Source organism: Pantoea dispersa, from assembly GCF_014155765.1.
Taxonomy (GTDB): Bacteria; Pseudomonadota; Gammaproteobacteria; order Enterobacterales; family Enterobacteriaceae; genus Pantoea; species Pantoea dispersa.
This window is the reverse complement of record NZ_SCKT01000002.1, coordinates 534,789-558,875: the sequence shown is the minus strand read 5'-3', so window position 1 is coordinate 558,875 and position 24,087 is coordinate 534,789. Positions and strand designations below refer to the sequence as shown.

Genomic DNA, 24,087 nt, shown 5'->3' with positions numbered 1-24,087 from the left:
GTCCTTATGCCGCCGAAGTCTGTTTTTCGTAGAGAAAATGCAGCACTTTCTGGCGCAGCTGGTGATAACGCACGTCATCCGCCAGCGCCACGCGTGAACGCGGCCGGACCAGGTCGATCGTCAGGATATCGCCCACCTGCGCCGCCGGACCGTTGGTCATCATCAGTACCCGATCGGACAGCAACACGGCTTCATCCACATCATGGGTAATCAGGACGATGGTGGTGTTCAGCGCCTGCTGGATGCGCATGACGCTGTCCTGCAGATGCGCGCGCGTTAAGGCATCCAGCGCACCGAAGGGTTCGTCGAGCAGCAGCACGCGAGGTTTCATTGCCAGCGCGCGGGCGATACCGACACGCTGCTTCATGCCGCCGGAGATCTCGCCGGGGCGTTTATGCATGGCATGACTCATTTGCACCTGGTTCAGGTTGTGCTCGATCCAGTCACGCATTTCCGCCTTGTTCATCTTGCCTTTAAACACCTGCTCTACCGCCAGCTCAACGTTCTGATACGCCGTCAGCCAGGGCAACAGCGAGTGGTTTTGAAACACAACGGCGCGCTCAGGGCCGGGGCCGGTGACTTCGCGGTTATCGCATAACAGGACGCCGCTGGTAGGTCGGGTTAAACCGGCGATCAGGTTGAGCAGCGTGGATTTACCACAGCCGGAGTGGCCGATCAGGCTCAGGGTTTCCCCCTGATGAATATCAAAGCTAACATTATCGAGCGCCAGAAAATCGCCGCCGGAAGTGGTAAAACGCTGGCTGACCTGCTGTACACGAATGATAGGTTGCATAGTGTTCCCCTTATTTATCCCAGCTAAAGCGACGCGCCAGCAGCATCAGTCCCTGCTCCAGTAGCAGGCCGACGACGCCAATCAGCAAAATGGCAATCAGGATGTTTTCAACATTGAGGTTGTTCCACTCGTTCCAGATCCAGAAGCCGATCCCCAGGCCTCCCGTCAGCATTTCGGCAGCCACGATCACCAGCCAGGCGATACCAATCGACAGGCGGACCCCGGTCAGCACCGCAGGCAGAACGGCGGGAAACAGGATGCGGCGCAGGATGGTCCATTCCGACAGTTGCAGCACGCGCGCCACATTGAGGTAATCCTGTGGAATGCGCTGTACACCTTCGGCGGTATTAATTATCATCGGCCAGATAGAACAGATAAAAATGGTCCAGCTGGAGGCCGGTTCGGCGCGCTGGAACAGCAGCAGGCCGATAGGCAGCCAGGCCAGCGGGCTGACCGGACGCAGTAGCGCGATAACCGGATTGAACATGCGTGCCACAAAGGCAAAACGCCCCAGCAGAAAGCCTGCGGGAATCCCCACCAGCGCGGCCAGGCCAAAGCCGATAGCGACGCGCTGCAGCGAGGCCAGCACATTCCAGCCGATGCCCTGATCGTTAGGGCCGTTGTTATAGAACGGATCGGCGAACAGGATTTTCGCCGCTTCCCAGGTGGCGTACGGGCCGGGAAAGCCTTTGCTGGAAAGGGCCGCGATCTGCCAGATCAGAAGCAGAAGCATCACACCGCACAGCGCGGGAATGGCACGCTGCAAAAACGGACGCAGGCGCGCAGGCGAGCGCATCTTTTTTGGCGTGACCTGAAGGGGCACCACCGTGGCCCGGGTGGGCAGCGTCTCAGGCTGCGTCAGGGAGCGAGTCTGGCTTTTCATCACGACCTCTCTTTGTGGTTAATGGCAAAGCTGGCGGCGTAAACGGCAGGATTCGTGCCATCCCACACCTTGCCGTCGATCAGGGTGCTGCTGCGCATCTCACTGCCGGGCAACGTGATGTTGCCGACGGCGCTCGCTGCCTGTTTGTAGATATCAATTCGGTTGATCTGATTTGCGACGCCCAGATAGTCCGGATCCTCGGTCAGCATTCCCCAGCGCTTAAGCTGGGTGAGGAACCACATGCCATCGGACAGATACGGGAAACTGACGCTGCCGTCATGGAAGAAGCGCATCGCATGCGGGTCCTGCCATTTCTGTCCCAGCCCGTTTTCGTACTGGCCGAGCATGCGACCCTGCAGAATCTCAGGTTTGGTGTTGATCCAGGCGCGTCCGGCCAGCACCTGCGCCGTTTCGCGGCGGTTATCATCGGAGGCATCGATCCAGCGTGCCGCCTCCAGGACAGCCGCCGTCAGCGCGCGCGCCGTATTGGGGTTCTCTTTCACCCACGCGGCGCGGGTGCCAAGAATTTTTTCGGGGTGATCGGGCCAAATCTGCTGACTGGTAGCGACGGTAAAACCAATATCATCACTGATAGCGCGCTGATTCCACGGCTCGCCCACACAGAAGCCGCTCATATTGCCAATCTTCATATTCATCACCATCTGCGGCGGCGGCACGACGACAGTGCGCACGTCATCAAATGGATTGATACCGGCATTCGCCAGCCAGTAGTAGAGCCACATCGCGTGGGTACTGGTCGGAAAGGTATGCGCAAAGGTGAGACTGCCTTTGGCCTTGCTGTCGATGGTCTTTTTCAGGCTGGCGGCATCGGTGACCTTTTGCGCTTTAAGCTGGTTCGACAGGGAGATTGCCTGGCCATTGTTATTGAGCGTCATCAGGTTCGCCATCGCATGCTGAGGGCCGGCAACGCCCAGTTGCAGGCCATAGATCATGCTGTACAGGACGTGTGCCGCATCGAGCTCACCGGAGATCAGTTTGTCGCGGACGGCTGCCCAACTGGCTTCTTTACTGGGCTGTAGCGTCAGACCATATTTTTTGTCGAAGCCTTTCACCGAGGCCATGACGACCGGCGCACAGTCGGTCAGTGGAATAAATCCCACCCGCACGGTGGCTTTTTCTGGCGCATCGGAACCCGCCGCCCATACGGCGTTGCGCAATCCCGGCAACAGCCACAGCCCGCCAGCGGCGGCGCTGGATAACAGCAGTTGACGTCGAGACAGTGAAACTGGCGATTTGCTCATTTTTTGCCACCCTCAGGAAATAAAAAAAGGCGTCCTCTCCACTGCTTTCACAGGGAGATGGACGCCTTTATCCAAAAGCACTCGCTTTACCGCCGTTGGCAAAGCAAATGCATACACTTAATAGGGTAAAGCAAACTGCATGCCAGCTTTGAAACGGCCCTGCGCGTGGCGATCAGGGCTTTCGCCGGGCTGGTTTTTTAACCGATTTTGCACGTTTGTGACGCAGACCACGCACAAGCATTGTGCAGCTAACGCTTTAGAGTTATCTCTTCATTGTGGCTGCCACCGTGACGATCGCCTGGGCGATTTCCGGTAGCCGTTTATTCTGATCCATCGCGCTTTTACGCAGCCGTTGCCAGGCGTGCTCTTCACTCAGCCCATGCTGCTGCATCAGCCAGGTTTTGGCCTGGTCGAGCAGTTTGCGCTCTTCCAGCGTGGCGCGCAGGGTGGCCAGCTCATTGGCCTGATGCTGTAAACGCTGAGACTGCTCCGTGATCAACGACAGCAGTGAACGACCCAGCTGGGGTGCCAGCCCGTCGCTGTTCAGCGCACCGGACTCGGTGGGCAGCCAGTCCACCCCGGAGACATATAATGTAAAATCGCAGCCCGACTGCGCCACATGCAGAGGTTCAGCTGCCTGATGCTGTGCCAGTGCGATCGCCTCGCGGCAGCGCAACATCAGCGTGGCTGACAGCCGATCCTCCAGCAATTTCATTTGGTCGATGCGCTGTGACAGCAGCGAAAACCAGTGCAGCGCGCCACTGTCGTCCCGCCGACCGTCGGTACAGGCAATGCGTCGCAGTCGTTCAATTTCACGACTGGCCTGCGCCAGCGGCTGCCAGTGGTGTAAAACCGCCTCATCGGCAAACTGCTGGAAGGTCGAAAAGCTTTGTTCCTGTGCTTCAATTAAGGCCACCATGGCGCTGCGCTGCTCCGCGCTGAATTGTCCGGCAGCAAAGCCGGCCGCTCCCAGGGCGCGTTCCTGTCCCGTCAGCTCTTTGCCCTGCATAAAGCTGAACAGCGCAATGAGCGCGCGGGTAATGTCAGGATGGCTGGCGGTGTCGGCGGCCTCAAAAACCAGGTTCAGTAAGCTACGGATAATGGTACTGAACGCCGCAACGGCCTGCGCGTGCGCGATCTGCTGTTGCGTAATCTGCTGGCGCAACGCCGGTAATCCGGCCAGGGCCTGCAGCGCGGCGGCGATCAGGTTGCAGAAGCGGCTGTATCCCGGCTGGGCTTCAACCCTGGGTAAGGCCTGGCAAAAATCCCGTTGGCAGCGCGTCACATCCTGCTCACTGGCGAGCCGCTGCTCGCCGTAAAGCCTGCCTTCTGAACATATCCACAGATTGCTCGCCCCCCGCTCGCGCTGAAGCTGATGCACCAGCTCGCTGACGGTGGTAATGAGTTTGCCGGTCTGGCGAAGGCGTTGCAGGCTGGCAATATCGCTTTGCCTTGAGGCCTGTAACCAACTCAGTGCGTCATCCATTGCTCCCCCACCCTTTGATGCCAAAAAGTGAGTCAAGCAAAAGCCGTGCCGTTTTCGTATCACCTCATTTCTCTTCACGAGAATCGCAGCGGCTGCCCGGTCATAAAAATCTTTCTATGACCAAAAAGTATCCCGGTCCGCGTGGAGACGAGAACGTAGTGGTCTAAACAATGTATTTGATTTTCTGACAAATTCCGCAAATTTACGAACAGGCGAAAATCTGAACTTGCAAATCATGCCGTTGTGGATATGCTATATACATAGCATATACGTTTCATATAAAGGCCAGCCATGGGTATCGTCAAAATTTCGGATTTAATGCATGAGAATCTGCGCATCGCCAGCACGGCGCTCAGTCGTTCGATCAACGCGCAGGCGGAGCACTGGATGAAAATCGGCATGCTGGCCGAACTTTATCCGCAGCTCAGCCATCAGGAACTGACACGCCTGCTGATGCGGGTCGAACGTGATGGCGGCGCTGAACTGGCGCAGCTGCTTGACCAACCTTCCTTTATTCCGCAGGGAATCGCGCAATGAGTATTAAACTGCATACCGCTGAAGAGATTGAACGGGCGCGTGCCGCCGGTCACGACGCCGCCAAAGTCCTCGAGATGATCGCGCCCTGGGTGAAACCCGGCGTTACCACCGATGAACTGGATCGCCGCTGTCATGACTATATTGTCAATGAGCTAAAGGTCATTCCGGCTAACATTGGCTATCAGGGTTACACCCGTACCGTTTGCACCTCGGTTAATCACGTGGTGTGCCACGGGATTCCGGGCGAGAAAAAGCTCAAAGACGGCGACATCGTCAATATCGACGTGGCGGTCATCAAAGACGGCTGGTACGGCGACACCAGCCGCATGTATTTCGTCGGTCAGCCTTCGGTACGCGCTAAGCGCCTGGTTGACGTGACGTATGAATCAATGGTGGCAGGCATTCGGGTGGTGAAACCCGGTGCAACGCTGGGCGATATCGGTGCGGCTATTCAGCAGGTCGCTGAAAAGGCCGGGTTTTCCGTGGTCCGCGAGTATTGCGGTCACGGCGTTGGCGAGATCTACCACGGCGATCCACAAATCCTGCATTACGGCACGCCGGGCCAGGGGCTGGCGCTGCAGGCTGGCATGATTTTTACCATTGAGCCCATGATTAACGCCGGTAAAGCGGGCACCAGCGTGCTGTCCGATGGCTGGACGGTGGTGACCAAAGATCGCTCCCTGTCCGCGCAGTGGGAGCACACTGTCGCCGTCACGGATACCGGCTTCGACCTGCTCACACCCTGGCCGGAGGGTACCGGTGATTACGCCGCGATCGTTTAACGCCTGCCAATCGTCTAATCTGTGATCTCTATTGTAGTACAATCAAAATAGATTGTACTACACTGCTAACTCATGACGATTTATATCGCTCATGTGCAATATCACTATCGGCATAGTTAATGCTGCCGCGTGGCCGAAATAAAATGATTTTTATTTTCGGCTGCACTTCATTTATTGCTTAGCAAGCGAAACAGATCATTCATGACATCGCTACCCTTGCGCCCGTCTGCCGGCGCGGAGTGGCGGAATGCTGCGTGACGAGGTGGATATGATAAGTTCCGATGTTTCTGGTTCTACGTTGAGTCAATTAAATAAGCGCATCATCCCGTTTATCGTGATCTGTTATTTTGTCGCTAATCTCGATAAAACCAATATCTCTATCGCTGCGCTGCAAATGAATGCCGATCTCGGGCTTACCACCAGCATGTACGGCCTCGGTGTCGGCATGTTCTATATTTCCTACATTCTGTTTGAAATTCCCAGTAATGTCATAATGACCAAAGTCGGCGCCCGGCGCTGGATAGCGCGCATTATGATTACCTGGGGTATTGTCAGTACCGGCATGGCGCTGGTTCATAGCGCCAATCAGTTATATGTGATGCGTTTTTTACTCGGTATGGCCGAAGCCGGTTTTGCGCCGGGTATTATCTATTATATTTCCTGTTGGTTCCCTAAAAGTAACCGCGCACGTGCAATGTCTTTCTTTTATATGGGATCGGTGGGCGCGTCGATTATTGGTCTGCCCATTTCCGGTGCCATTCTCAATATGCATGGCATTGCCGATATCGCAGGCTGGCGCTGGCTTTTCGCGCTGGAAGGCATTCCCGCAGTGGTGCTTGGTTGTCTGGTGCTGTGGCGCTTACCCGATAAGCCCGACGATGCTGTCTGGTTAACTACACCGCAAAAACACTGGCTGCGTCAGCGCCTCGAACAGGACAATCTGGGTGTTACCCTGAATAAGAACCACTCCTGGCTGCAGGCATTAAAAGATCGTACGGTGTTATTGCTTAGTCTGGTGTGGTTTTTACAGGCGTTCGGTTCCATCGGCATTACGCTGTTCATGCCGTTGATTATTAAAAGCATGGCCGCAGAGCAGAGCAATTTTATTATCAGCCTGTTATCCGCCCTGCCCTTTGTGATGGCCTGCGTATTTATGTATTTAAACGGACGCCATTCCGATCGTAGCGGTGAACGCGCCTGGCATATGGGTTTGCCATTAATTTTATCGGGCCTGGCATTAACCGGCGCGATTTATTCGGGCAGCCTGCTGCTCGCCTATATTTTGCTGGTCTTGACCGTCGGGCTTAACTTTGCCCTGACGCCAATATTCTGGGCCGTGACCACAGAAAAATTAGCTGGCGTAGCCGCTGCGGCATCGATTGCCTTTATCAATACGGTGGCAAACTTTGTCGGACTGGGTTTACCGCCGCTGCTGGGAAAAATGAAAGATGCGACGCAAAGTTATCACTCAGGATTGCTGATTGTGGCGATGGCGCTGATTGCCGGCGGTATTCTCGGTATTATTATCGCCCGTCCATCGGGCGGTGCCGGTGCCAGCAAAACCCGCGCACCGCATGCCGAAACCGGGCACTGAACGTGATTACGGCCCGCCTGCGGGCCTGACACTGGCCATCGCCTCTATCACCTCAGTCATGCGCTGAATCACCATCTGCGCCGCCCGCGACAGCTGGCGCGACGGCGCAGTACACAGCGCCAGGGTCAGCGGTCGCATCACGCTGTGCCTGAGCGGTACAAAGCAGAGCTGGTTCTCCTGCACCTCGGTCATCACGTCCAGCAGGCTCAGCACGCTGATGCCGGTGCCCTGCGCAATCAGGCTGCGAATCAGGCGGATGTCATTACAGGCGATAATGTTTTCCGGCGCCAGGCCCTGCTTGCGGTACAGCGCATCGACACGTTCATGGACCACCAGCGCGGCACCAGGCACAATGTGTCGCTCATGACTGAGTTCGCTGAGCGACAGCAGCGGCCTCGTGCTGAGCGGATGGTCAGCGGCCATCACCACGCCCATCTCCAGTTCGGCAAACGCCAGCACTTCCAGTCCGCTCTGCCCGGCGGGATCGAGAATCAGGCCAAAATCGATTTCCGACTGGCGAATCATCTGGCTGATGCAGTGGCTGTTGTCCACCGTCAGCTCCAGCCGCAGCCACTGATGCTGGCGTGCGATATCGGCGATGGCGTCTGCCACGCTGCCTTTGGTCAGCGACTGCACCAGCCCGGCCGTGACGTTACCGCGCTTGAGTCCCTGTATATCATCGAAACGCTGCCGCGTGACGCGAAACTCACGCTGCCAGCGCATCACATCGTCATACAGCAATTCTCCGGCGGTGGTCATGCGCAGCCCTTCCGGCAAACGCTCAAACAGCGGCGTACCAAAACTCTCTTCCGCCTGCAGAATCTGCCGGTTAATGGCGGAAGCGGAAACGTGCAGCTGCTCAGCGGCTTTGCGCAAACTGCCGCTGCGCGCCACTTCGGCAAAATAGACGGCAAAGCGGGAAAACGGGCTCATTGCTCACCTGTACGGTTTTTTGCAACACCTGGCTGCATTCTTGCTGATGGATTTGCACAGGCAAGCATATTAACAATGTCCTGACAAAAATGAAGCCTTCTATTACGCCTTGTGTGAGCACCTGACAGGACAACAGCATGAATAACATTACGCCTCCCGCACACTGCACGTTTGAACCTGATGACTGGCTGCGTCTGGCGCGTCAGTGGCATCCGGTTGCCCGTTCCTGTGATATCGCCGGCGCACCGACCAAAGCGGTGCTGCTTGACGAGCAGCTGGTGCTGTATCGTCTGCAGGGTCAGGTGGTAGCGGCACGCGACGTTTGCCCGCATCGTGGCGTCCCGCTGACGCTGGGTTTTCATGATGAAGAGGGTATCATTTGCCCTTATCACGGCTTGCGCTTCGGTGCCGGTGGCCGCTGCAATCGCATCCCGTCCAGCCCCGACCAGCCGATTCCGGCCAAGCTCAATCTGATCAGTTACGCGGTGGAAGAGCGCTTTGGGCTGATTTGGGTGTGCCTCGCGCCGGATGCTGACCAGCCCGCGCCGCTGCCCACCATGCCGCACTGGGATGATGCAGGTTTTCAACAGATCAACTGCCCCGGTTTTGACGTCAACGGCTTTGCCGGACGTCAGGTGGAAGGTTTTCTGGATGTGGCGCACTTCGCCTGGGTGCACACGGAAACCTTCGCCGATCCCAACAACCAGGTAGTGCCTGCCTATAACCCGGTCGAAACCGAGACCGGTTTTGCCGTAGATTACTGGAGTTCAGTGAGTAACTTTGCCGCTGACAGTCCGCAGCAGGCGCCGGAAGGATTTAGCTGGCTGCGTCATTTCGAGATGCATCTGCCGTTTACCGCCACGCTGACCATTCATTTCCCCGGCGAATCGCGCCTGGTGATCATGAATGCCGCGTCGCCGGTGTCGGCGCGCAAAACGCGGATGTTTGCGCCCATCGCGCGTAATTTTGACCTGCACATCCCGGTCGAAGAGGTGCACGCCTTCAATCAGCGCGTGTTCGAGGAAGATCGCCTGATGGTGGAAACCCAGCAGCCGGAGCGTTTGCCGCTTGACCTCGCTCTGGAAGCGCATATTCCGGCCGATCGCAGCTCCATTGCTTATCGCCGCGGCCTGAAGCGCATGGGCTTCGGCGAATTTTTCCTGGTGTAAGGAGGCAACGATGAGTGATCTGCTGAATGTGGTGGTGGATGGCCTGTACCGTCAGGGACGTCACAATCTCAGCGTCACGCTGGTGGCGGAAAATGGCCAGCCGCTGCCGGACTGGCAACCGGGTGCGCACATTGATGTCCACCTGCGTGATGGTCTGATACGTCAGTACTCACTGACCGGACGCTGCGATGACGCGCGCGGCTATCAAATCTGTATTGCCCGCGACGGGCAATCACGCGGGGGATCACGCTACGTGCACGACACGCTGCGCCCCGGCCAGACGATTGCGATTTCGCCACCGCGCAACCTGTTTCCTCTGCAACCGGCCACTAAAGTCATTTTGCTGGCGGCCGGAATTGGCATTACGCCGCTGTACGCCATGGCGCTGGCGCTGGAGGCCGCTGCCGTGCCTTTTGTGCTGCATTATTTTGTGCGCCAGCGCGGTGATGAAGCTTTTGCCGCCGAACTGGCGCAGCGTTTTCAGCATGGATTTTGTGAAATCTGGTACAGCAGCGAAGGCCGCAGCGCCCGTGATTATCCACCGGCGGAACTGCTTGATGCTGCCGCCGACACGCATCTGTACCTGTGCGGGCCGGAAGGGTTTATGACGCACATGCAGCAGCAGGCGCTGGCGCGCGGCTGGGACAGCGCCAATATTCACGCTGAAGCGTTCAAACCTGTCGCCCGCACGGCTGGCGCGGAAGAGGGCTTTACCGTGACGCTGGCACGCAGTGGGCAGCAATGTACCATTCCGCCTGACAAAACCATTGCCACGGTGCTGCTGGAGCATGGCGTGGACGTTCCGCTCTCCTGCGAGATGGGCATGTGCGGCGCCTGCCTGACGCGGGTCACCGCCGGAGAGATCGATCACCGCGATACCGTGCAGTCTGACAGCGAAAAAAGCGCCCCGGAGCAGTATATCGCCTTGTGCTGCTCGCGCAGCAAATCGGCGGAACTGGTGATTGATCTCTAGGGCGCGCCGCAGGATGACTTAATCCGTGCCGGAAAGCTCAGGTTCCGTGCGCAGCACAATGGCTTCTTCTGCCGCCTGTGGCAGCAGCTGCAGCAGCCTGCTGGCCATCTGGCTTTCCTGCTGCAGGATGCGCCGCACGATCCTGACATCCTCCCCCTCTTCCGCCTGCTCTGCGGCCACCAGCAACGTCGAGTAGGTGGCGATTTTATAGTTACAGAACACGTAGCTGCTGACGGCCACACGGATGCCCTCTTCATCCTGCAGCATGTCGCTGGCGGCCTGACCGACCGCCGACATCCGGCCTAACGACTCCTTCAGCACCGACCAGCTGCTGTCATACTGGCGCAGCAGCGTTTTCACCTGCTGCTGCTGTTCACGACTTTGCTCAAGATACTGCTCAAGGCGCGTCTGCAACGCGGGATGCTCCGTCAGGCGCAACACCGCCGCTTTCAACAAGCTTTCCGCGTGTTTTTCCATAGCATGCGCATCGCGCAGCCAGTCCAGATACACAGATTCCTTCGTCATGTTTCGCTCCAAAGTAAAGTGACACCGGCCAGGCACATCAGCCGCGTTGGATGCTCGTCACTGAGCCGGCAGCACGCTCTTACCTCATCGCTTTCAGGCTGTTTATCTGAAAATAAGCGAAGCGCTAATTAAGTCCAGGCGAACAACTTAATTAAACGTAGCAAGTAAGCGCAGCTGTGCAAGAAAGGTTTTTAAGAATTGCGACAGCGGATAATTGTCATAACCTCATCGAATCACATTAGCGGCGCTAAAAGAATGCTTCCCTTTATGAAAGTAAAATGTTAACAATTCCACCCCAGATGTTTTGCCGGAATAAATCAGCTGGAATTGACTCATAGTTAAACAACCAACGTGCTGTAAATTAAAAGTTAAGATTATTCCTGGCTTGATTATGGTAAAAACATCGCTACATTTATTTTTGCTTCATGCGGGTATGAACTGAGAGGAAAAAAATGAAGGATCCAAAGAAGAAACCTGAAGAGGAAGAAAAAGTGACGCAACGTCGTGGGGGTTCAGGCAACTTCGCAGCCGATAAGGAGCGCGCGGCTGAAGCAGGCCGCAAGGGTGGTCAGGTCAGTGGCGGTAACTTTAAGAACGATCCACAGCGTGCCATTGAAGCCGGCAGGAAGGGAGGAAAGATCAGTCGTCGTAAATAAGACTTTCCCCTCTTAATACTGATTTAACCTCGATAACCTTTGGCACCACACTCTCCTGACATTGTGTTTACGCTTCGCTTAAATGCGTGATAAACCTTGTCAGGAGAGTAATTTTCTCGCTGGAAAACAATTAATCGATCAAATCTTCAGCGATCCGGCAGCATTTACCGCTTCGCTTATAATGTCTCAATTGCATCGTTTATTTACCACGAATTTAAACCATTGCTTATTTAACTAACAAATCCGCAGCGGCTATATTTGTACAAGCCACACGGACTTGTACACTTTTATTTAAGCGGTTTTTATTATCGGCGCTGATATATACACAAGCTTACAATTAGCTAACTCCGCATTATTAAAGGGATAATTGCATCTGCGATGCACCTTACCGGGGTTAATCCGCCGCTATCCACTTGATATCCCCTCTGTTTTAGCTAAATTCTCTCTTCAGGCTCACATATGCGTCGTTTTACCCTGACGCTAAGGAAACCCATGAACGCTGAACTCAATGACTGTATCGCGCTGTGCTATCGCTGCGCGACCGCCTGCGACCACTGTGCGGCGGCTTGTCTGCTGGACGCTGACGCCAGTGAGATGAGCGTCTGCATTAGCCTGAATCAGCAGTGCGCGGCGCTGTGTCGCGTAACCGCCCAACTGCTGGCTGCCCAGAGTGAACTGAGCGAGCAGCTCTGTACCATTACGTCGATGGCCTGTCAGCTGGCCGGTTGGGAGTGCCAGAAGCACCAGCATCCGCACTGTCAGACCTGTGCTGAAATTTGCCTGCAGTGCGCAGATAGCTGCATGACGGTGGGCATGGCGGAATAACGGATAGAGGTACCGGGAGGGCGGTGGCAGGTCGCCAGTGCAGCGACTGGCGACCTGGCTTAATGGTCCTGCATCACCAACCCGCCATCGACATACAGCGTCTGGCCGGTGACAAATTCGCTCCACGCTGATGCCAGAAACAGCACCGGCCCGGCGATATCCGCAGCGCGCGCCAGTCGTCCCAGCGGCGTTTGCGCCGTCAGCGCATGGCGTACCGCTTCTGGCGTATGCTGACTGGCATCGGTGGGATACACCAGTCCCGGCGCCACGCAGTTCACCCGAATGCCCAGCGCCCCCAGTTCGGCCGCCAGCGTCCGGCTAAAGCCCGTCAGCGCGGCTTTTGCGGTGATATAGTCGTGATAAGCCACCGCTGGCCGGGCGATCAAATCACTCACCAGATTGATGATACTGCCGCGCGCGCGGCGGCGCATCAGCGGCAAGGCCGCCTGACACACGTTGTAGCAGGCGTTCACTGCGCCATCAAACTGCGTCTGGTAAGCGGACCAGGACGTTTCCCAGAAGCGCTGGCGCTGGTCCGGATCGAAGCGATAAGGTGCGAAGTCATTGTTCACCACCACATCCAGTCGGCCGGTGGCGGCGTCGATCTGCTGCATCATATCGGCTACCTGTGCGGCACAGGTCACATCGGCGGCAATCGCCAGTGCCCCCCCGCCCTGTGCTTCACAGGCCGCCACCACCTGCGCAGCGGCGTCGTGATTACGTAAATAGTTGACCACGACAAACGCGCCTTCGGCGGCAAAGGCCTGGGCAATGGCGGCGCCAATACCGCGGCTGGCGCCGGTCACCAGCACGGTGTGATTGCTGAATTTCATTGCGTTTCTCCACGCCCGCTCAGTCAAGATAGGGCGCATAGTGTTCAGCGGCGGTTTCCGCCGCCTGTTCGATTTCGCACAGGGTGACCAGATCCAGCAGGCTAAAACGGCCATCGTGATGCCAGCCCGCCTCCGGTGAAGTCATGTTACCCAGCGCCGTGATGCGCGTGACGCCCGCCGCACCGAGCTGCGCCGCCAGCCGAAACAGCACCTCGGGCGCGGCCGCGAGGCCAACGCTTTGCAGATACGCGCGCTGCGCGGCTACCCAGCTTACCGTCTCCTCCAGCGTATCCACGGCAATCACCTTCAGCGTGCGTCCGAGCGCGCCCGGTTGTAACGGCTCCGGCTTGTCGACGTACACCACCGCCCAGGCATCGTGCTCATCACCGTACAGCGTGCGGTCACCGCTCAGCGCACGCATTTCCTCCGCGTTGCGCCACGCGGCCACAGCCTGACTTTCACCCAGCGTCAGCGTCGCGCGCGGATAGCGCTGTGCCAGCGCGGCAAGTTCATGAGCGAGGTAAGCAGCAAACTCCTGCGGCGACACCCGGCCGCCGCGCTCAATAAACAGCGCCTGCGGCGAGTAACAGCCGGCCTGGTCATAGCGCATCACATCGTAAGCCACCTGACGCGCCAGCGCCGTACCGCGCCGCACGTCCAGCGCCGACCGCGCCACCATGCCAAAACTGATTTTGTGGCCGTGCGGCAGAAAGCGCGTGGCTGGCGGCAGACGCCGCTGCATCGCCGTCAGCGCGGCTTCTCCGCCATAAGCCATCACCACGTCTGCCTCGCGGAACCACTGCTGCTCAGTGCGTTCATCACCGCCCTGCCACCATACAACGGCCAGACAGTCGCCCAGCTGCGGATCGATCTCCGCCAGCAGCTGGGCGAACCAGCCCGCCATCAGCGGCTCAGCGCTCGCCACTTTGCCCACGCTTCCCGCCTTCACCAGCAGGCCGGCAATCAGGCTCCACAGTGGCAAACCCGGCACATTGCCGGCCCAGACCTGCAGCAACAGCTGCGGACCAAACGCGCGGGCAAAGCCGCCTTTTGGCCGCGGCTGAAAATCGTCCAGCATCTGCACGTTGCCGAAATCTTCCGCCAGAAAACGCCGCAGCTGCGGTTCACGGAAGGTTTTGAGATAGCCGGTTAAACCGAGCCGCAGCATCTCGGCGTCATAGCCGGTAACCAGCGGCAGCAACCGCTCCGCCTGCTGGCGCACCGGGTGCGAACGGTCAAGCAGGTGCGCGATGGCTTCATCAATCAACGCGGTGATGCGCGCTACGCTCAGGGTGTGCAGGTAGCGGCGCGCGTTATCGCGTACGCTGGCCGCCAGCGTGGCAATCTGCGCCTCGGACAGCACCGGCACGCACACTTCCAGCGTGCTGCCTTGCTGGCCAAAGTGCAGGCTGTGCCACGCCACCTCGCTGTGGCGGATGCCCGGCAGATGGCCGGCATACACTTTCATGCCCGTGCCTGCGCAGCAGCGAGAAACGATTCCATCGCCAGCGAGCAGCCTTTGGCATCGGCGCCCGCGACGCGGCCCAGCAGCTGAAACCCGCCGGGCACCATCACGCCGGCATCTTCGGTCAGAATGGCGGAAACAGAATTGAAATGGGCGAGATCGTGATGCACCAGTACGCCTGTCTCCCCTTCCGGCACGTCCGCACCGGTCAGCGGATTGACCACGCGCGTGCGGATCCAGTGCGGTCCGGATTTCACCGGCGGGCAGATTTCATTGCCGGCATCGTAAAACTGGGTGCTGAGTTCAGTCATGCCGTACATATTGATGCAGTGCGAACGTGGCACGCCGAGCGTCTGCTGCAGCGCGCTATAAAACGCTTCCGCCGCCACTTCACGCGACTGGCCCTTAAAACCCCCGGTGTCGAGGATGCGGCTGCCCGGCGGCAGCCTGAAACGCCGCTGCTGACGCGCCAGTTCGTCCAGCAGGTGAACAAAACTGTAGCTGGCACCCAGCAGGGCATAGGGTTGACCGCTGGCCTGCGCCTGCTCCAGCGCGGCGATCAGACGCGGCAGTTTCAGCCCCTGCGCATCCACCATCACTTCGCTGTCTGGCGTGCCACATTCTTGCATCGCCAGCGTCAGATAATGGGCCAGCGAAGAGTTGGGCAGCTCGCTGCTGTGTGGAAACAGGATCGCCATCGGCAGGCGCGGATATCCGGCCATAAAGCGCTGGCGGAAATTGATCAGCATCGAGCGATCGTAAACCGCCAGCGTCGGGTGATAGCTGCGCCCCCGGCCGGTCCCCGTAGTGCCGCTGGTCATAAAGATGTGGGGAATATCCGCGACCGGACGGCAGCTCAGCGTCAGATCTTTAAACGCCGTAATCGGCACCGCCGGAATCTGCCGCCACTGTTTTACCGTCAGCGGCGTGCGGCCGCGCTGGCGGGCGAAACGGGCGTAAGGGAGATTGTGTTCGAATTGCCACGCGAACAGCTGCAGCGCCAGCTGGTTGAAATCCGCTTCCGTGGTTTCTTCGCGCTGCATAAACGCCAGCAGCGCGGCGATGATTGACGTTTCGGTCATGAAGGTGCCCTCTTTGGACTGCGGCATAACGGCCAGCCAGGGGCTGAGTGATGCGCAGGATTCGCAGAAAGGCGCAAAGAGGGAATGAGGGCGTGCAGTGACCCCGGTTCCACATCCCTACGCCGGTATTAGCCGGATCAGGTTCAGAGGGTCACTACGTTGCCGGCCGTGACAGCCGCGCGGGTAGAATCTCAGCCCTCTAACAGGGCACCCCTTGGAACAAGCTGCATTCTGGGGTCGGAACGGAGGGCGTGTCAAGGCGGGAAGGCGCAGCCCCCCACGCTTCAGCAACGCGATTATTAACGCGCAATATCACTCATAGGAGCGCGATCAGCCCGACTGACGCAGGCAAAGCGATCGCTGAGCAGCGGATAGTTTTGCGCATCCGGCAGTTCAAAGTGCCACCATTCGGTGGGCATGCCGACAAAACCGCCGCCGAGCATGATGGCGTTCAGCAACAGGCGATGGCGCTGCGCCTGCTGCGGCACGTTGGGATGGAACGGGTGCGACTCAGCAGTCATGTCGTCAAACCCGGTCCCCATCTCCAGAATGTTGCCCGCCTCATCCACCAGCGTCACATCGATCGCCACGCCGCGGCTGTGATTCGAGCCCCGCGCCGGTGGCACCACATAATCCGCGTCGGGACAGGCATCCCACAAGTGCCACTGCGCCTGCTGCGGACGATACGCGTCCAGCACCAGCAGGCGGAACCCCGCCAGCCGGGCGATGTCACTGCTGCGGCGCAGCGCGGCGGCGGCATCCGGATGCAGCAGCGCCTGCGCGTCGCGATAAATAGCATACCCGGCGATGTTATCGGCGGTGGCGTACTTCAGATCAAACATCAGGCCCGGCAAGGTGGCAGCCAAATCGATTAATTCAACGTCCTGCACTGTACATCATCCTGTTAATTGTTAGCCGGCAGCGTAAACGGCTGGCGCGGCAGCGTGGTGAGTCGCTCTGCGCCCTGTGCCGTGACGCGCACGGTTTCACTGAAGGCGAGGCCCTGCGCTGAAATATACATGTGAAATACCATGTTTTCCTCCAGTAACCACGGCGCCTGAGGATGAAAACAGCAGCTGAAATCGCTCGGACGCGGGGTGCGCGTATACAGACCCAGCGCATAACCGGTGATGTTGCTGTAATCGTCACGCAGCCCGGCGCTGAGCACCGCCTCGCGCGCGACGGCATCCACCGTACAGGCCGCAACACCCGGCTTCATCGCCCGCAGCTGGCGATCCTGAATGGCGATCAGCTGTTGTGCCAGCGCCGCGCGCGCCGCAGAGATTTCACCGACAATCAGCGGACGCATCAGGCGCGCGCTGTAGTGCCGCACTTTTGGGATCAGCTCAACGTGCAGCACATCGCCCGCTTGCAGACGCTGCTCATGGCCGCTGGCATGCAAAAATCCGCTGTCGCCGCTGGCGATAACAATCGGTCCGGTTTCACCGCTGTCAGCGCCAAGCCGCAGAAATTGTGCCGCCGCCAGCGCGGCGACATCACGCACGCGCCAGCCGCCCTGCACCTGCGCACTCAGCTGGGCCAGCGTGGCATCGGCAATGCTGGCGGCCTGGCGTAAGCTGGCGATTTCAGCCTGAAATTTGACGCTGCGCAGCCGGTCGCTGATGCCGCTGACATCACACCAGCGCACCCCGGGCAGATGGCGCGCCAGCTGCTGCCAGCTGTGTACCGTCATGCCGTAGGATGCATAATCCGCGCCCAGCCGCGCCCGCTGATAGCCGCGCCGCGTCAGGCTTTGCGCCACCGCCAGCCACGGATCGTCTTCATCACGGTACGCGTCAATCGCCAGCTGCGGTGACTGCGCGCGGCACGGCGCGGCATCCAGCTGGCGCAGCACCATCCACGGTTCGTCCTGCAACGGCACCAGACAGGCACGATAACGCGTTTCCGACACGGTATAACCGGTTAACCATGCCAGCAGTTCGCCATGATCGATCAGCATCACCTCAATGTCGGCGGCGAGCATGGCGCTGCGCAGCCGTGACAGCGCGTCGGCGATCATGACGCCGGTTCAACCGGCTGGCAGATGTCGAGGATCGCCAGCAAATAGATGCGCACCATATCGAGAAACTCACTGATCTCGACGCGCTCGTCCGGCATGGTGTTGTACTTGCCGCCGGGCCCGCACACGATGCCCTCCATGCCCGCATGCTGATACAGGTGCGCCGCATCGGTACCGTAGAAGGCGGGCGGCGTGATCACCCCGGTGGGCTGCGGCGTGCCGCGCACGGTCTGCCAGCCGCGATTGACCGCTTTAACGATTGGCGATTCCGGCGACACCTCAAACGGCAGCATGGTGGGTTTATCGCGCAGGCCGTCATCGAACAGCTGCGCCTGCAGACCCGGATAGCGCTGGCACAGTGCATCCAGCAGGGCCTGCAGATCGGCCAGCACACCGTCCACTGTTTGCCCCGGCGCAAAGCGGGCGGAGCCTTTCAGGCGGACAAAATCCGCGACCTGCGGCGGCCGCCACTCCTGCAAATCACGCCCCAGCGCACCGTGTACGGTGCCAATATGGCCACGGTTAATTTTGCGGTGTTCTGCACTTTTCGCTCCGCTGAAAGTGATGTTATTGATCTGCGGAATCAGTTCGACCGCCGCCGCAATCGCGTCGACCGCCTCCTCACGCTTTGACAGATGGCGCGTATCGCCGGTCAGTTCAATGGTGAACATCAGCGAGCCGGCATGCATGGTCAGTGCCTGTAAATCCGTGGGTTCGGCATTGATGAAATAGTCGGCGCGTACGCCCTGCTCAATCGCCGCCAGCGTACCGATGCCGCCCTGTAACTCGCCGACCACATAAGTAAGGATCACGTCGCCCCTGAGCTTCACGCCGGCATCAATCAACGTCTTTAGCGCGCAGAAATAGGCGGCATCGCCCGCTTTCATGTTAGAAACGCCGATGCCGTAAATAAACTGCTCGTCGATTTTTCCCGCCCAGGGATCGACGGTCCAGCCTTCGGTGACCGGGTTAGTATCAAGATGACCGTTGAACAGCAGGCTGTGGCCGCCTCCGCTGCCGGCCAGCCGCCCAATAGCGTTCAGCCGATCGCCGGCCACCGGCTGCAGTTCCGTCTCCAGCCCGAGCTGCGCCATCTGTTCTGCCATATAGCGGGCTAATTCGCGCTCGCCCTCGGTGGCACTGTAACTTTTGTGCTGCACCATTTTTGCCAGGAAAGCGAGGCAGTATTCACGATCGATGTGATGAATTAACTCTTCAGGGTTCATGCGCTTCTCGTTATGCCACGGATTGGGTCAGATCAGGGATGTGCACGGCATCAAGCAGTGCACGGGTATAAGGATGCTGTGCCTGCGCCCGCATATTCTCGCCGGGCAGCACTTCCACCACATCGCCGCGATACATCACCGCCACGCGATGAGCGATCTGGCGGATGAGATTGAGATCGTGGGTGATGAACAGATACGCCGTGCCGTAGCGACGGCGCAGCTCCAGCAGCAGCTCAATAATGGTGGCCTGCACCGACACATCCAGCGCCGCCGTGATTTCATCGCAAATCACCAGGTCCGGCGGGTTAGCGAAGGCGCGCGCAATCGCTACGCGCTGCTTTTGCCCACCCGACAGCGCGTGCGGATAGCGGCTGGCAAATTCCGCGGGCAGCCGCACTTCCTGCAGCAGACGCGCCACCGCCTGCGCCTCGCTTTCTCCTGGTGGCAGTCCATACAGCCGCAGCGGACGGGCGATGATTTCGCCGACGGTCATGCGCGGGTTGAGTGACGCATCCGGATGCTGAAAAATCATCTGCACGCGACGGCGATACGCCGGGTCCATCTGCGCGCGGCCATATAACGTCGCGCCGCAGAAGTCGATGCTGCCAGTGAACGGCACCAGGCCGGTTATCGCCTTACCGAGTGAAGATTTACCCGAACCGGACTCGCCGACCACGCCGAGAATTTCGCCCTGATGCACCGTCAGCGAAACCGCATTGGCGGCCCGCGTCGTGTTCGCCTCCCGTTTCAGCAGCCGATCGAGCACGCCGTGCTGGCCATAATTAATCGTCAGCGCCTGCAGGCTGAGCAGCGGCTGACTGCCGGCCGCATCCGCGACCAGCCGATGCTGCGGATCCGGCACCGCGGCAATCAGTTTGCGCGTATACGCATGCGCGGGCGCGCTGAACAGCGTGCGCGTCGCGGCCTGCTCCACGATGCGGCCCTGCTCCAGCACGCATACGCGGTCGGCCACTTTCGCCACCAGCGCCAGATCGTGTGAGATATACAGCGATGCGACGCCGGTCTCGGCGCGCAGTCGCTCGTAAAGATCGAGGATTTGCGCCGAGCTGATGACGTCCAGCGCCGTGGTCGGCTCATCAAAAATCAGGCAGTCCGGCTGGCAGGCGAAGGCGGTAGCGATCAGGATGCGCTGCTTCTCACCGCCGGAAACCTGATGCGGATAGCGCTGCATCATGCGTGCCGGGTGCTTCAGCTCGACATCGCGCAGCAGCGATTCCCCCAGCTGCTGCGCTTCGCGCGCTGACAGCCCACGATGACGGCGCAGCACTTCGGTGACCTGTTCACCCAGCGTCAGCGTCGGGTTCAGCGACGCGCTGGGATCCTGAAAAATCATGCCAAGCTTTTTACCGCGCAGCGCCATCAGTTGGTTCGCTGGCAGCTGCAGCAGGCTTTCGCCGTTCAGCCGGATATCACCCGCCTGCTCGCGTGCGTTACTGGCCAGCCAGCGCATGATCGCCCAGCCGAGGGTGGTCTTGCCGGAGCCGGACTCCCCTACCAGCCCCAGCACTTCGCCCGGCATCACCTGCAGGGTGATATCGCGCAGTACCGGCAGCGAATGGCCGCGCGCTAACGCATAATCGAGGCTGTAATTGTCCACCGACAGCACCGGGTTGTGCGGACTCTTCATTTGTGGCTCCCTGGATTTAACACATCACGCAGGCCATCGCCCAGCAGGTTGAAGCCAATCGCCACCAGCGCGATAGCCAGACCGGGGATCATCATCATCCACGGTGCTTTAAAGAAATAGCTGCGCGCCTCGGACACCATCAGCCCCCACTCCGGCTCGGGCGGTTGCGCGCCGAGGCCGAGAAAGCTCAGCGTGGCAAACAGCATGATGGCGAATGCCACGCGAATGGTGGCTTCTACGATGATCGGCGCGAGAATGTTCGGCAGCATTTCGCGCAGAATGATGTAGTAACCCGCTTCGCCGCGCGCGATGGCGGCGCTGATGTAGTCCTGCTGACGCGCCGCCAGCGCCACGCTGCGCGCAATGCGCACCATGCCCGGCACGAAGGCGATAGTGATAGCCAGCACGGCGTTCATGCTGCTCTGCCCCAGGGTGCTGACAATCAGCAGCGCAAACAGCAGGCTGGGAATCGCCATCACCGCATCCATGGTGCGCATCAGGAATTCATCCACTTTGCCGCCCAGATAGGCGCTGGCGGTGCCCAGCACCGAGCCAATAACCATCGCCAGCGCGGTCGCCAGCAGCGACAGCAAAATGGTGGATCGCGCGCCGACCAGCACCCGGCTGAAAATGTCGCGCCCCAGCTGATCGGTGCCGAACCAGTGCTCTTCGCTGGGCGGGCGGTAACGCGTCAGAATTGAGATCGCTTCCGGATCAAACGGTGCCACGTGCGCGCCGCCCGCCACCATCAGCAGCGCCAGCAGCAATATCAGCACACCCGCCGCACCCTGCGGCGAGCGCAGTAATCGTTTCAGTATTTCAGGCATAGGAAATCCGCTTATCGAGCATCACGTAGGCCAAATCCGCGAGGAAATTCACCACGGCATAGGTTGCCGCGAGGATCATCACGCCGGCCTGAATGGTGGGCAAATCGCGCGCCTGTACCGCGACGATCAGCTCCCGGCCAATACCGGGAATGGCAAAAATCTCCTCCACCACCACAATCCCGCCCAGCAGATAGCCGACGTCGAGCGCCACAATGGTGATGGTGGGCAACAGGCCATTGCGCAGTGCATGGCGCCACAGGATGCGCCGGCGCGACAGGCCTTTCAGCCACGCGGCGCGAACGTAGTCGGTGTGCAGCACGTCAACCATTTCTGAGCGCACCATGCGCGAAACGTGTGCCACCAGAATCAGCGCAACGGTGATCGACGGCAGAATCAGGTGCTGAATACCGCTGATAAAATTTTCGCTGAGCGGCACGTAGCCGGTGGCGGGCAGAATCTGCCAGACATCGGCAAACAGCAGCAGCACCAGCGTGGCGGTGACGAATTCCGGAAACGAGATGCCCATATATGAGATCACGCTGACCAGCACATCGGCGGTCTTACCGCGCCGCACGGCCGCCCAGATGCCGAGCGGAATGGCGATCACCAGCATCAGCAACAGGGCGCACAGCGCCAGCAGCAGCGAGCGCGACAGCGCCGTCAGCAGCGTTGGCCCGACCGCCAGGCCATTACGCATCGACACGCCAAAGTTGCCCTGCAGCGCCTGCGTCAGCCAGTGCCAGTATTGCAGCCAGGCGGGCGCATCCAGCCCAAGCCGCGCCCGCACCGCCGCCAGCGCTTCCGGCGTGGCGTTTTGTCCCAGTAGCGTGACCGCGGCATCGGCGGGCAGCAGTTGAGTGATGCCGAACACCAGCAGCGACACCACCAGCAGCGTGTAAATCATCAGCAGCAGGCGTTTAAGCAGGTAACTTGCTGTCACGGTCGCTCCTTACAGGCTGCACTTTGGCGCGTTAGCGGTCAGCCAGACATGATCGAGGCGGAACACCGCACCGCGCGGATGCAGATGATAGCCCGCCACGTGCTCACGACTGGCAGCCAGCAAATCAAAGAAGGTCGGGATTAACGAGGGCACCTCGTCGTGCATCAGCTGCTGGGCTTTGCCGTACAGCTGGGTGCGCAGCGTTTCGTCATTGGTTTCGCGCGCCGCCATCACCGCACCGTCGAAAGCCGCATTGTTCCAGCGCGTTTCGTTCCACGCCGCTGTTGAGGTATAGAGCAGAGAAAACACCGCATCCGGCGTCGGCTGCATGTTGTAAAAGCCGACGTAGAAATTGCCCTTCTTCCACACCTGATCGAGATAGGTGCTGTGCGCCATGGTCTGCACATTGATACGGAAACCGCCCGGTTTCGCCATCTCCCGCAGGGCAATCCCTAGCTGGGTGCGGGTTGACGGCTTGTCTGAGGCGATAAGCGTTAAATCCAGCCCATTCGGATAACCGGCCTCCGCCAGCAGCGCTTTGGCTTTGCTGTAGTCCAGCGCTTTTTGCGTCAGCTGCGCGTAATACGGATAAGCGGCGTTGATTGGCGTGTCGTTACCCGGCGATCCCAGACCGTCTGCGACAAAATCTACCGATGCCTGACGATCCACGCACAGCGCCAGCGCCTGGCGGACGCGCACATCATTAAAGGGCTTTTGATCGCAGCCCATGTTGACGTTAAGAAACTGACCGGATGCCACGCGCAGCGGCAGCACGCCCGCCGATTTGGCTAAGCGGGCAAACTCGCTCGACTGCGCACTCAGCATCAGATCGGTATCGCCGGCGATCAGCGCGGAGCTTTCAGCGATAGCGTCGGGATACACCACCACTTCCACGCCATCCAGATACGGCCGCGTGGCGTCGTAATAGTGCGGGTTGCGTTTCACCACGATTTTGCGTTCCGGATCGTAAGACACCAGCTGGAACGGCCCGGCCCCCAGCGAGGCGCTACTCAGCTTGTCGTACTGCCCCTGCGCGATATGCGCCGGGATAATTTTGGCATCCGGATAGGCCAGCATCACCGGCAGATCGGCATAAGGCGCCTCGGTCTCAATCAGGATGGTGTTGTTGTCTTTGGCGCTTACCGTTTTAATCGGGCCGATGTTGTGCAGCGCCGGTGAGGCGTTTTTCGGGTCCAGCAGTGCCTGCAGGCTGGCGACCACGTCCGCTGCGGTGAGCGGCGAACCGTCGCTGAAGCGCAGATCGGGCCGCAGCGTGAAGGTCCACTGGGTTAAGTCGTCGTTCGGCTGCCAGGACTGCGCCAGATCGCCTTCCGCTTTCATCGCCTGCGTCAGGCGGGTTAAGCCGCTATACAACAGCTCTGCCACCAGATATTCCGGATTAACCCGCACCTGATGGGGATTGAGCACGCTGACCGCCTGGTCAACGCTGATGCGCAATACGCCACCTTTACGCGGCGTGCCGCCCGGGGTCGCGCTGGCAACGGCGGCAGCCGAGGCACTGAATGACCAGGGCAGCAGCGCCGCTCCGGTCAGGGCGGTTGAACTGGCGATAAACTGTCTGCGGTTTAACCCTTTCATGGCGCACATCTTCTGTTCCTCGTTGGTTT

At 59.3% G+C, this 24,087-nt stretch carries 23 protein-coding genes and 1 riboswitch; of the genes, 7 read left to right on the top strand and 16 right to left on the bottom strand.

Annotation, left to right across the window (positions count from 1 at the left end; all coding sequences use genetic code 11):
- Window positions 1-4: 4 nt before the first annotated feature.
- From H7K56_RS09415 to H7K56_RS09400, 4 genes are all read right to left on the bottom strand, one after another.
- Window positions 5-793 (bottom strand): ABC transporter ATP-binding protein, encoded by a 789-nt coding sequence (locus H7K56_RS09415; RefSeq protein ID WP_021508711.1) that lies wholly within the window; start codon window positions 791-793, stop codon window positions 5-7.
- A gap of 10 nt (window positions 794-803) precedes the next feature.
- Window positions 804-1,676, bottom strand: a complete 873-nt coding sequence (gene ntrB / locus H7K56_RS09410) for a nitrate ABC transporter permease (RefSeq protein ID WP_021508712.1) — start codon at window positions 1,674-1,676, stop codon at window positions 804-806.
- A complete protein-coding gene (locus H7K56_RS09405; protein WP_150360175.1) occupies window positions 1,676-2,938 on the bottom strand; it encodes a CmpA/NrtA family ABC transporter substrate-binding protein in 1,263 nt (420 codons plus the stop codon). Before H7K56_RS09405 ends, ntrB begins: the two co-directional genes overlap by 1 nt.
- A gap of 262 nt (window positions 2,939-3,200) precedes the next feature.
- Entirely contained in the window at window positions 3,201-4,424 is a 1,224-nt protein-coding gene (locus H7K56_RS09400; protein ID WP_021508714.1) for a nitrate regulatory protein, read from the bottom strand.
- 291 nt (window positions 4,425-4,715) lie between these two features.
- On the opposite strand from H7K56_RS09400, the gene H7K56_RS09395 reads away from it, so the two are divergent.
- From H7K56_RS09395 to H7K56_RS09385, 3 genes are all read left to right on the top strand, one after another.
- The gene (locus tag H7K56_RS09395; RefSeq protein ID WP_010615787.1) at window positions 4,716-4,961 is read left to right on the top strand and encodes a ParD-like family protein; all 246 of its coding nucleotides are present in this window, start codon (window positions 4,716-4,718) and stop codon (window positions 4,959-4,961) included.
- Window positions 4,958-5,743, top strand: a complete 786-nt coding sequence (map, locus tag H7K56_RS09390) for a type I methionyl aminopeptidase (protein WP_150360174.1) — start codon at window positions 4,958-4,960, stop codon at window positions 5,741-5,743. The genes H7K56_RS09395 and map overlap by 4 nt, the downstream gene beginning before the upstream one ends.
- A 268-nt stretch (window positions 5,744-6,011) precedes the next feature.
- Window positions 6,012-7,337, top strand: a complete 1,326-nt coding sequence (locus H7K56_RS09385) for an MFS transporter (RefSeq protein WP_220496546.1) — start codon at window positions 6,012-6,014, stop codon at window positions 7,335-7,337.
- Between the two features lie 6 nt (window positions 7,338-7,343).
- Here the strand turns inward: H7K56_RS09385 and H7K56_RS09380 are convergent, their stop codons facing one another.
- Window positions 7,344-8,270 carry a LysR family transcriptional regulator gene (locus H7K56_RS09380; protein WP_150360173.1) on the bottom strand — a complete coding sequence of 309 codons (927 nt, stop codon included), beginning with the start codon at window positions 8,268-8,270 and terminating at the stop codon, window positions 7,344-7,346.
- Window positions 8,271-8,407: 137 nt separating this feature from the next.
- Between H7K56_RS09380 and hpxD the strand changes: the two genes are divergently transcribed.
- Together hpxD and H7K56_RS09370 are read left to right on the top strand one after the other, a co-directional pair.
- The gene (gene hpxD, locus H7K56_RS09375; RefSeq protein ID WP_150360172.1) at window positions 8,408-9,439 is read left to right on the top strand and encodes a molybdenum cofactor-independent xanthine hydroxylase subunit HpxD; all 1,032 of its coding nucleotides are present in this window, start codon (window positions 8,408-8,410) and stop codon (window positions 9,437-9,439) included.
- A gap of 10 nt (window positions 9,440-9,449) precedes the next feature.
- Window positions 9,450-10,412, top strand: coding sequence for a PDR/VanB family oxidoreductase (locus tag H7K56_RS09370; protein ID WP_150360171.1), 963 nt, complete (start codon window positions 9,450-9,452; stop codon window positions 10,410-10,412).
- An 18-nt stretch (window positions 10,413-10,430) separates the two neighbouring features.
- Here H7K56_RS09370 and H7K56_RS09365 read toward each other — a convergent pair whose 3' ends face one another.
- On the bottom strand, window positions 10,431-10,937 hold the full coding sequence (locus H7K56_RS09365) for a YciE/YciF ferroxidase family protein (protein WP_041387188.1): 507 nt from the start codon (window positions 10,935-10,937) through the stop codon (window positions 10,431-10,433).
- A gap of 491 nt (window positions 10,938-11,428) precedes the next feature.
- Between H7K56_RS09365 and H7K56_RS09360 the strand changes: the two genes are divergently transcribed.
- Together H7K56_RS09360 and H7K56_RS09355 are read left to right on the top strand one after the other, a co-directional pair.
- On the top strand, window positions 11,429-11,593 hold the full coding sequence (locus H7K56_RS09360) for a con-10 family general stress protein (protein ID WP_010615780.1): 165 nt from the start codon (window positions 11,429-11,431) through the stop codon (window positions 11,591-11,593).
- Window positions 11,594-12,085: 492 nt separating this feature from the next.
- Window positions 12,086-12,418: a four-helix bundle copper-binding protein gene (locus tag H7K56_RS09355; protein ID WP_058758661.1), complete on the top strand. Its 333-nt coding sequence runs from the start codon at window positions 12,086-12,088 to the stop codon at window positions 12,416-12,418.
- Window positions 12,419-12,477: 59 nt separating this feature from the next.
- On the opposite strand, the gene H7K56_RS09350 is transcribed toward H7K56_RS09355, so the two are convergent.
- The 10 genes from H7K56_RS09350 to H7K56_RS09305 all read right to left on the bottom strand — a co-directional run bounded on the left by H7K56_RS09350 (window position 12,478) and on the right by H7K56_RS09305 (window position 24,067).
- A complete protein-coding gene (locus H7K56_RS09350; RefSeq protein ID WP_150360170.1) occupies window positions 12,478-13,251 on the bottom strand; it encodes an SDR family oxidoreductase in 774 nt (257 codons plus the stop codon).
- A gap of 19 nt (window positions 13,252-13,270) precedes the next feature.
- The gene (locus tag H7K56_RS09345) at window positions 13,271-14,719 is read right to left on the bottom strand and encodes an acyl-CoA reductase (protein ID WP_150360169.1); all 1,449 of its coding nucleotides are present in this window, start codon (window positions 14,717-14,719) and stop codon (window positions 13,271-13,273) included.
- Window positions 14,716-15,825 (bottom strand): LuxE/PaaK family acyltransferase, encoded by a 1,110-nt coding sequence (locus H7K56_RS09340; protein WP_150360168.1) that lies wholly within the window; start codon window positions 15,823-15,825, stop codon window positions 14,716-14,718. The genes H7K56_RS09345 and H7K56_RS09340 overlap by 4 nt, the downstream gene beginning before the upstream one ends.
- A gap of 68 nt (window positions 15,826-15,893) precedes the next feature.
- Window positions 15,894-16,023: riboswitch (TPP riboswitch) on the bottom strand.
- 74 nt (window positions 16,024-16,097) lie between these two features.
- Window positions 16,098-16,688: a D-alanyl-D-alanine dipeptidase gene (gene ddpX / locus H7K56_RS09335; protein ID WP_150360167.1), complete on the bottom strand. Its 591-nt coding sequence runs from the start codon at window positions 16,686-16,688 to the stop codon at window positions 16,098-16,100.
- A gap of 14 nt (window positions 16,689-16,702) precedes the next feature.
- The gene (locus tag H7K56_RS09330; protein WP_150360166.1) at window positions 16,703-17,818 is read right to left on the bottom strand and encodes a M24 family metallopeptidase; all 1,116 of its coding nucleotides are present in this window, start codon (window positions 17,816-17,818) and stop codon (window positions 16,703-16,705) included.
- A complete protein-coding gene (locus tag H7K56_RS09325) occupies window positions 17,815-19,044 on the bottom strand; it encodes a M20 family metallopeptidase (RefSeq protein WP_150360165.1) in 1,230 nt (409 codons plus the stop codon). Before H7K56_RS09325 ends, H7K56_RS09330 begins: the two co-directional genes overlap by 4 nt.
- A 10-nt stretch (window positions 19,045-19,054) precedes the next feature.
- A complete protein-coding gene (locus tag H7K56_RS09320) occupies window positions 19,055-20,692 on the bottom strand; it encodes a dipeptide ABC transporter ATP-binding protein (protein ID WP_150360164.1) in 1,638 nt (545 codons plus the stop codon).
- Complete coding sequence (locus tag H7K56_RS09315) at window positions 20,689-21,519, bottom strand: ABC transporter permease (RefSeq protein ID WP_150360163.1); 831 nt, start codon at window positions 21,517-21,519, stop codon at window positions 20,689-20,691. Before H7K56_RS09315 ends, H7K56_RS09320 begins: the two co-directional genes overlap by 4 nt.
- Window positions 21,512-22,459: an ABC transporter permease gene (locus H7K56_RS09310; RefSeq protein WP_021508731.1), complete on the bottom strand. Its 948-nt coding sequence runs from the start codon at window positions 22,457-22,459 to the stop codon at window positions 21,512-21,514. Before H7K56_RS09310 ends, H7K56_RS09315 begins: the two co-directional genes overlap by 8 nt.
- A 9-nt stretch (window positions 22,460-22,468) precedes the next feature.
- Window positions 22,469-24,067, bottom strand: a complete 1,599-nt coding sequence (locus tag H7K56_RS09305) for an ABC transporter substrate-binding protein (RefSeq protein WP_150360162.1) — start codon at window positions 24,065-24,067, stop codon at window positions 22,469-22,471.
- Window positions 24,068-24,087: the final 20 nt, after the last annotated feature.

Bases quoted from the DNA above. Each gene is read 5' to 3' on its own strand.
- H7K56_RS09415 (WP_021508711.1), bottom strand. From the start codon at position 793: ATGCAACCTATCATTCGTGTACAGCAGGTCAGCCAGCGTTTTACCACT.
- ntrB (WP_021508712.1), bottom strand. From the start codon at position 1,676: ATGAAAAGCCAGACTCGCTCCCTGACGCAGCCTGAGACGCTGCCCACC.
- H7K56_RS09405 (WP_150360175.1), bottom strand. From the start codon at position 2,938: ATGAGCAAATCGCCAGTTTCACTGTCTCGACGTCAACTGCTGTTATCC.
- H7K56_RS09400 (WP_021508714.1), bottom strand. From the start codon at position 4,424: ATGGATGACGCACTGAGTTGGTTACAGGCCTCAAGGCAAAGCGATATT.
- H7K56_RS09395 (WP_010615787.1), top strand. From the start codon at position 4,716: ATGGGTATCGTCAAAATTTCGGATTTAATGCATGAGAATCTGCGCATC.
- map (WP_150360174.1), top strand. From the start codon at position 4,958: ATGAGTATTAAACTGCATACCGCTGAAGAGATTGAACGGGCGCGTGCC.
- H7K56_RS09385 (WP_220496546.1), top strand. From the start codon at position 6,012: ATGATAAGTTCCGATGTTTCTGGTTCTACGTTGAGTCAATTAAATAAG.
- H7K56_RS09380 (WP_150360173.1), bottom strand. From the start codon at position 8,270: ATGAGCCCGTTTTCCCGCTTTGCCGTCTATTTTGCCGAAGTGGCGCGC.
- hpxD (WP_150360172.1), top strand. From the start codon at position 8,408: ATGAATAACATTACGCCTCCCGCACACTGCACGTTTGAACCTGATGAC.
- H7K56_RS09370 (WP_150360171.1), top strand. From the start codon at position 9,450: ATGAGTGATCTGCTGAATGTGGTGGTGGATGGCCTGTACCGTCAGGGA.
- H7K56_RS09365 (WP_041387188.1), bottom strand. From the start codon at position 10,937: ATGACGAAGGAATCTGTGTATCTGGACTGGCTGCGCGATGCGCATGCT.
- H7K56_RS09355 (WP_058758661.1), top strand. From the start codon at position 12,086: ATGAACGCTGAACTCAATGACTGTATCGCGCTGTGCTATCGCTGCGCG.
- H7K56_RS09350 (WP_150360170.1), bottom strand. From the start codon at position 13,251: ATGAAATTCAGCAATCACACCGTGCTGGTGACCGGCGCCAGCCGCGGT.
- H7K56_RS09345 (WP_150360169.1), bottom strand. From the start codon at position 14,719: ATGAAAGTGTATGCCGGCCATCTGCCGGGCATCCGCCACAGCGAGGTG.
- H7K56_RS09340 (WP_150360168.1), bottom strand. From the start codon at position 15,825: ATGCCGCAGTCCAAAGAGGGCACCTTCATGACCGAAACGTCAATCATC.
- H7K56_RS09330 (WP_150360166.1), bottom strand. From the start codon at position 17,818: ATGATCGCCGACGCGCTGTCACGGCTGCGCAGCGCCATGCTCGCCGCC.
- H7K56_RS09325 (WP_150360165.1), bottom strand. From the start codon at position 19,044: ATGAACCCTGAAGAGTTAATTCATCACATCGATCGTGAATACTGCCTC.
- H7K56_RS09320 (WP_150360164.1), bottom strand. From the start codon at position 20,692: ATGAAGAGTCCGCACAACCCGGTGCTGTCGGTGGACAATTACAGCCTC.
- H7K56_RS09315 (WP_150360163.1), bottom strand. From the start codon at position 21,519: ATGCCTGAAATACTGAAACGATTACTGCGCTCGCCGCAGGGTGCGGCG.
- H7K56_RS09305 (WP_150360162.1), bottom strand. From the start codon at position 24,067: ATGTGCGCCATGAAAGGGTTAAACCGCAGACAGTTTATCGCCAGTTCA.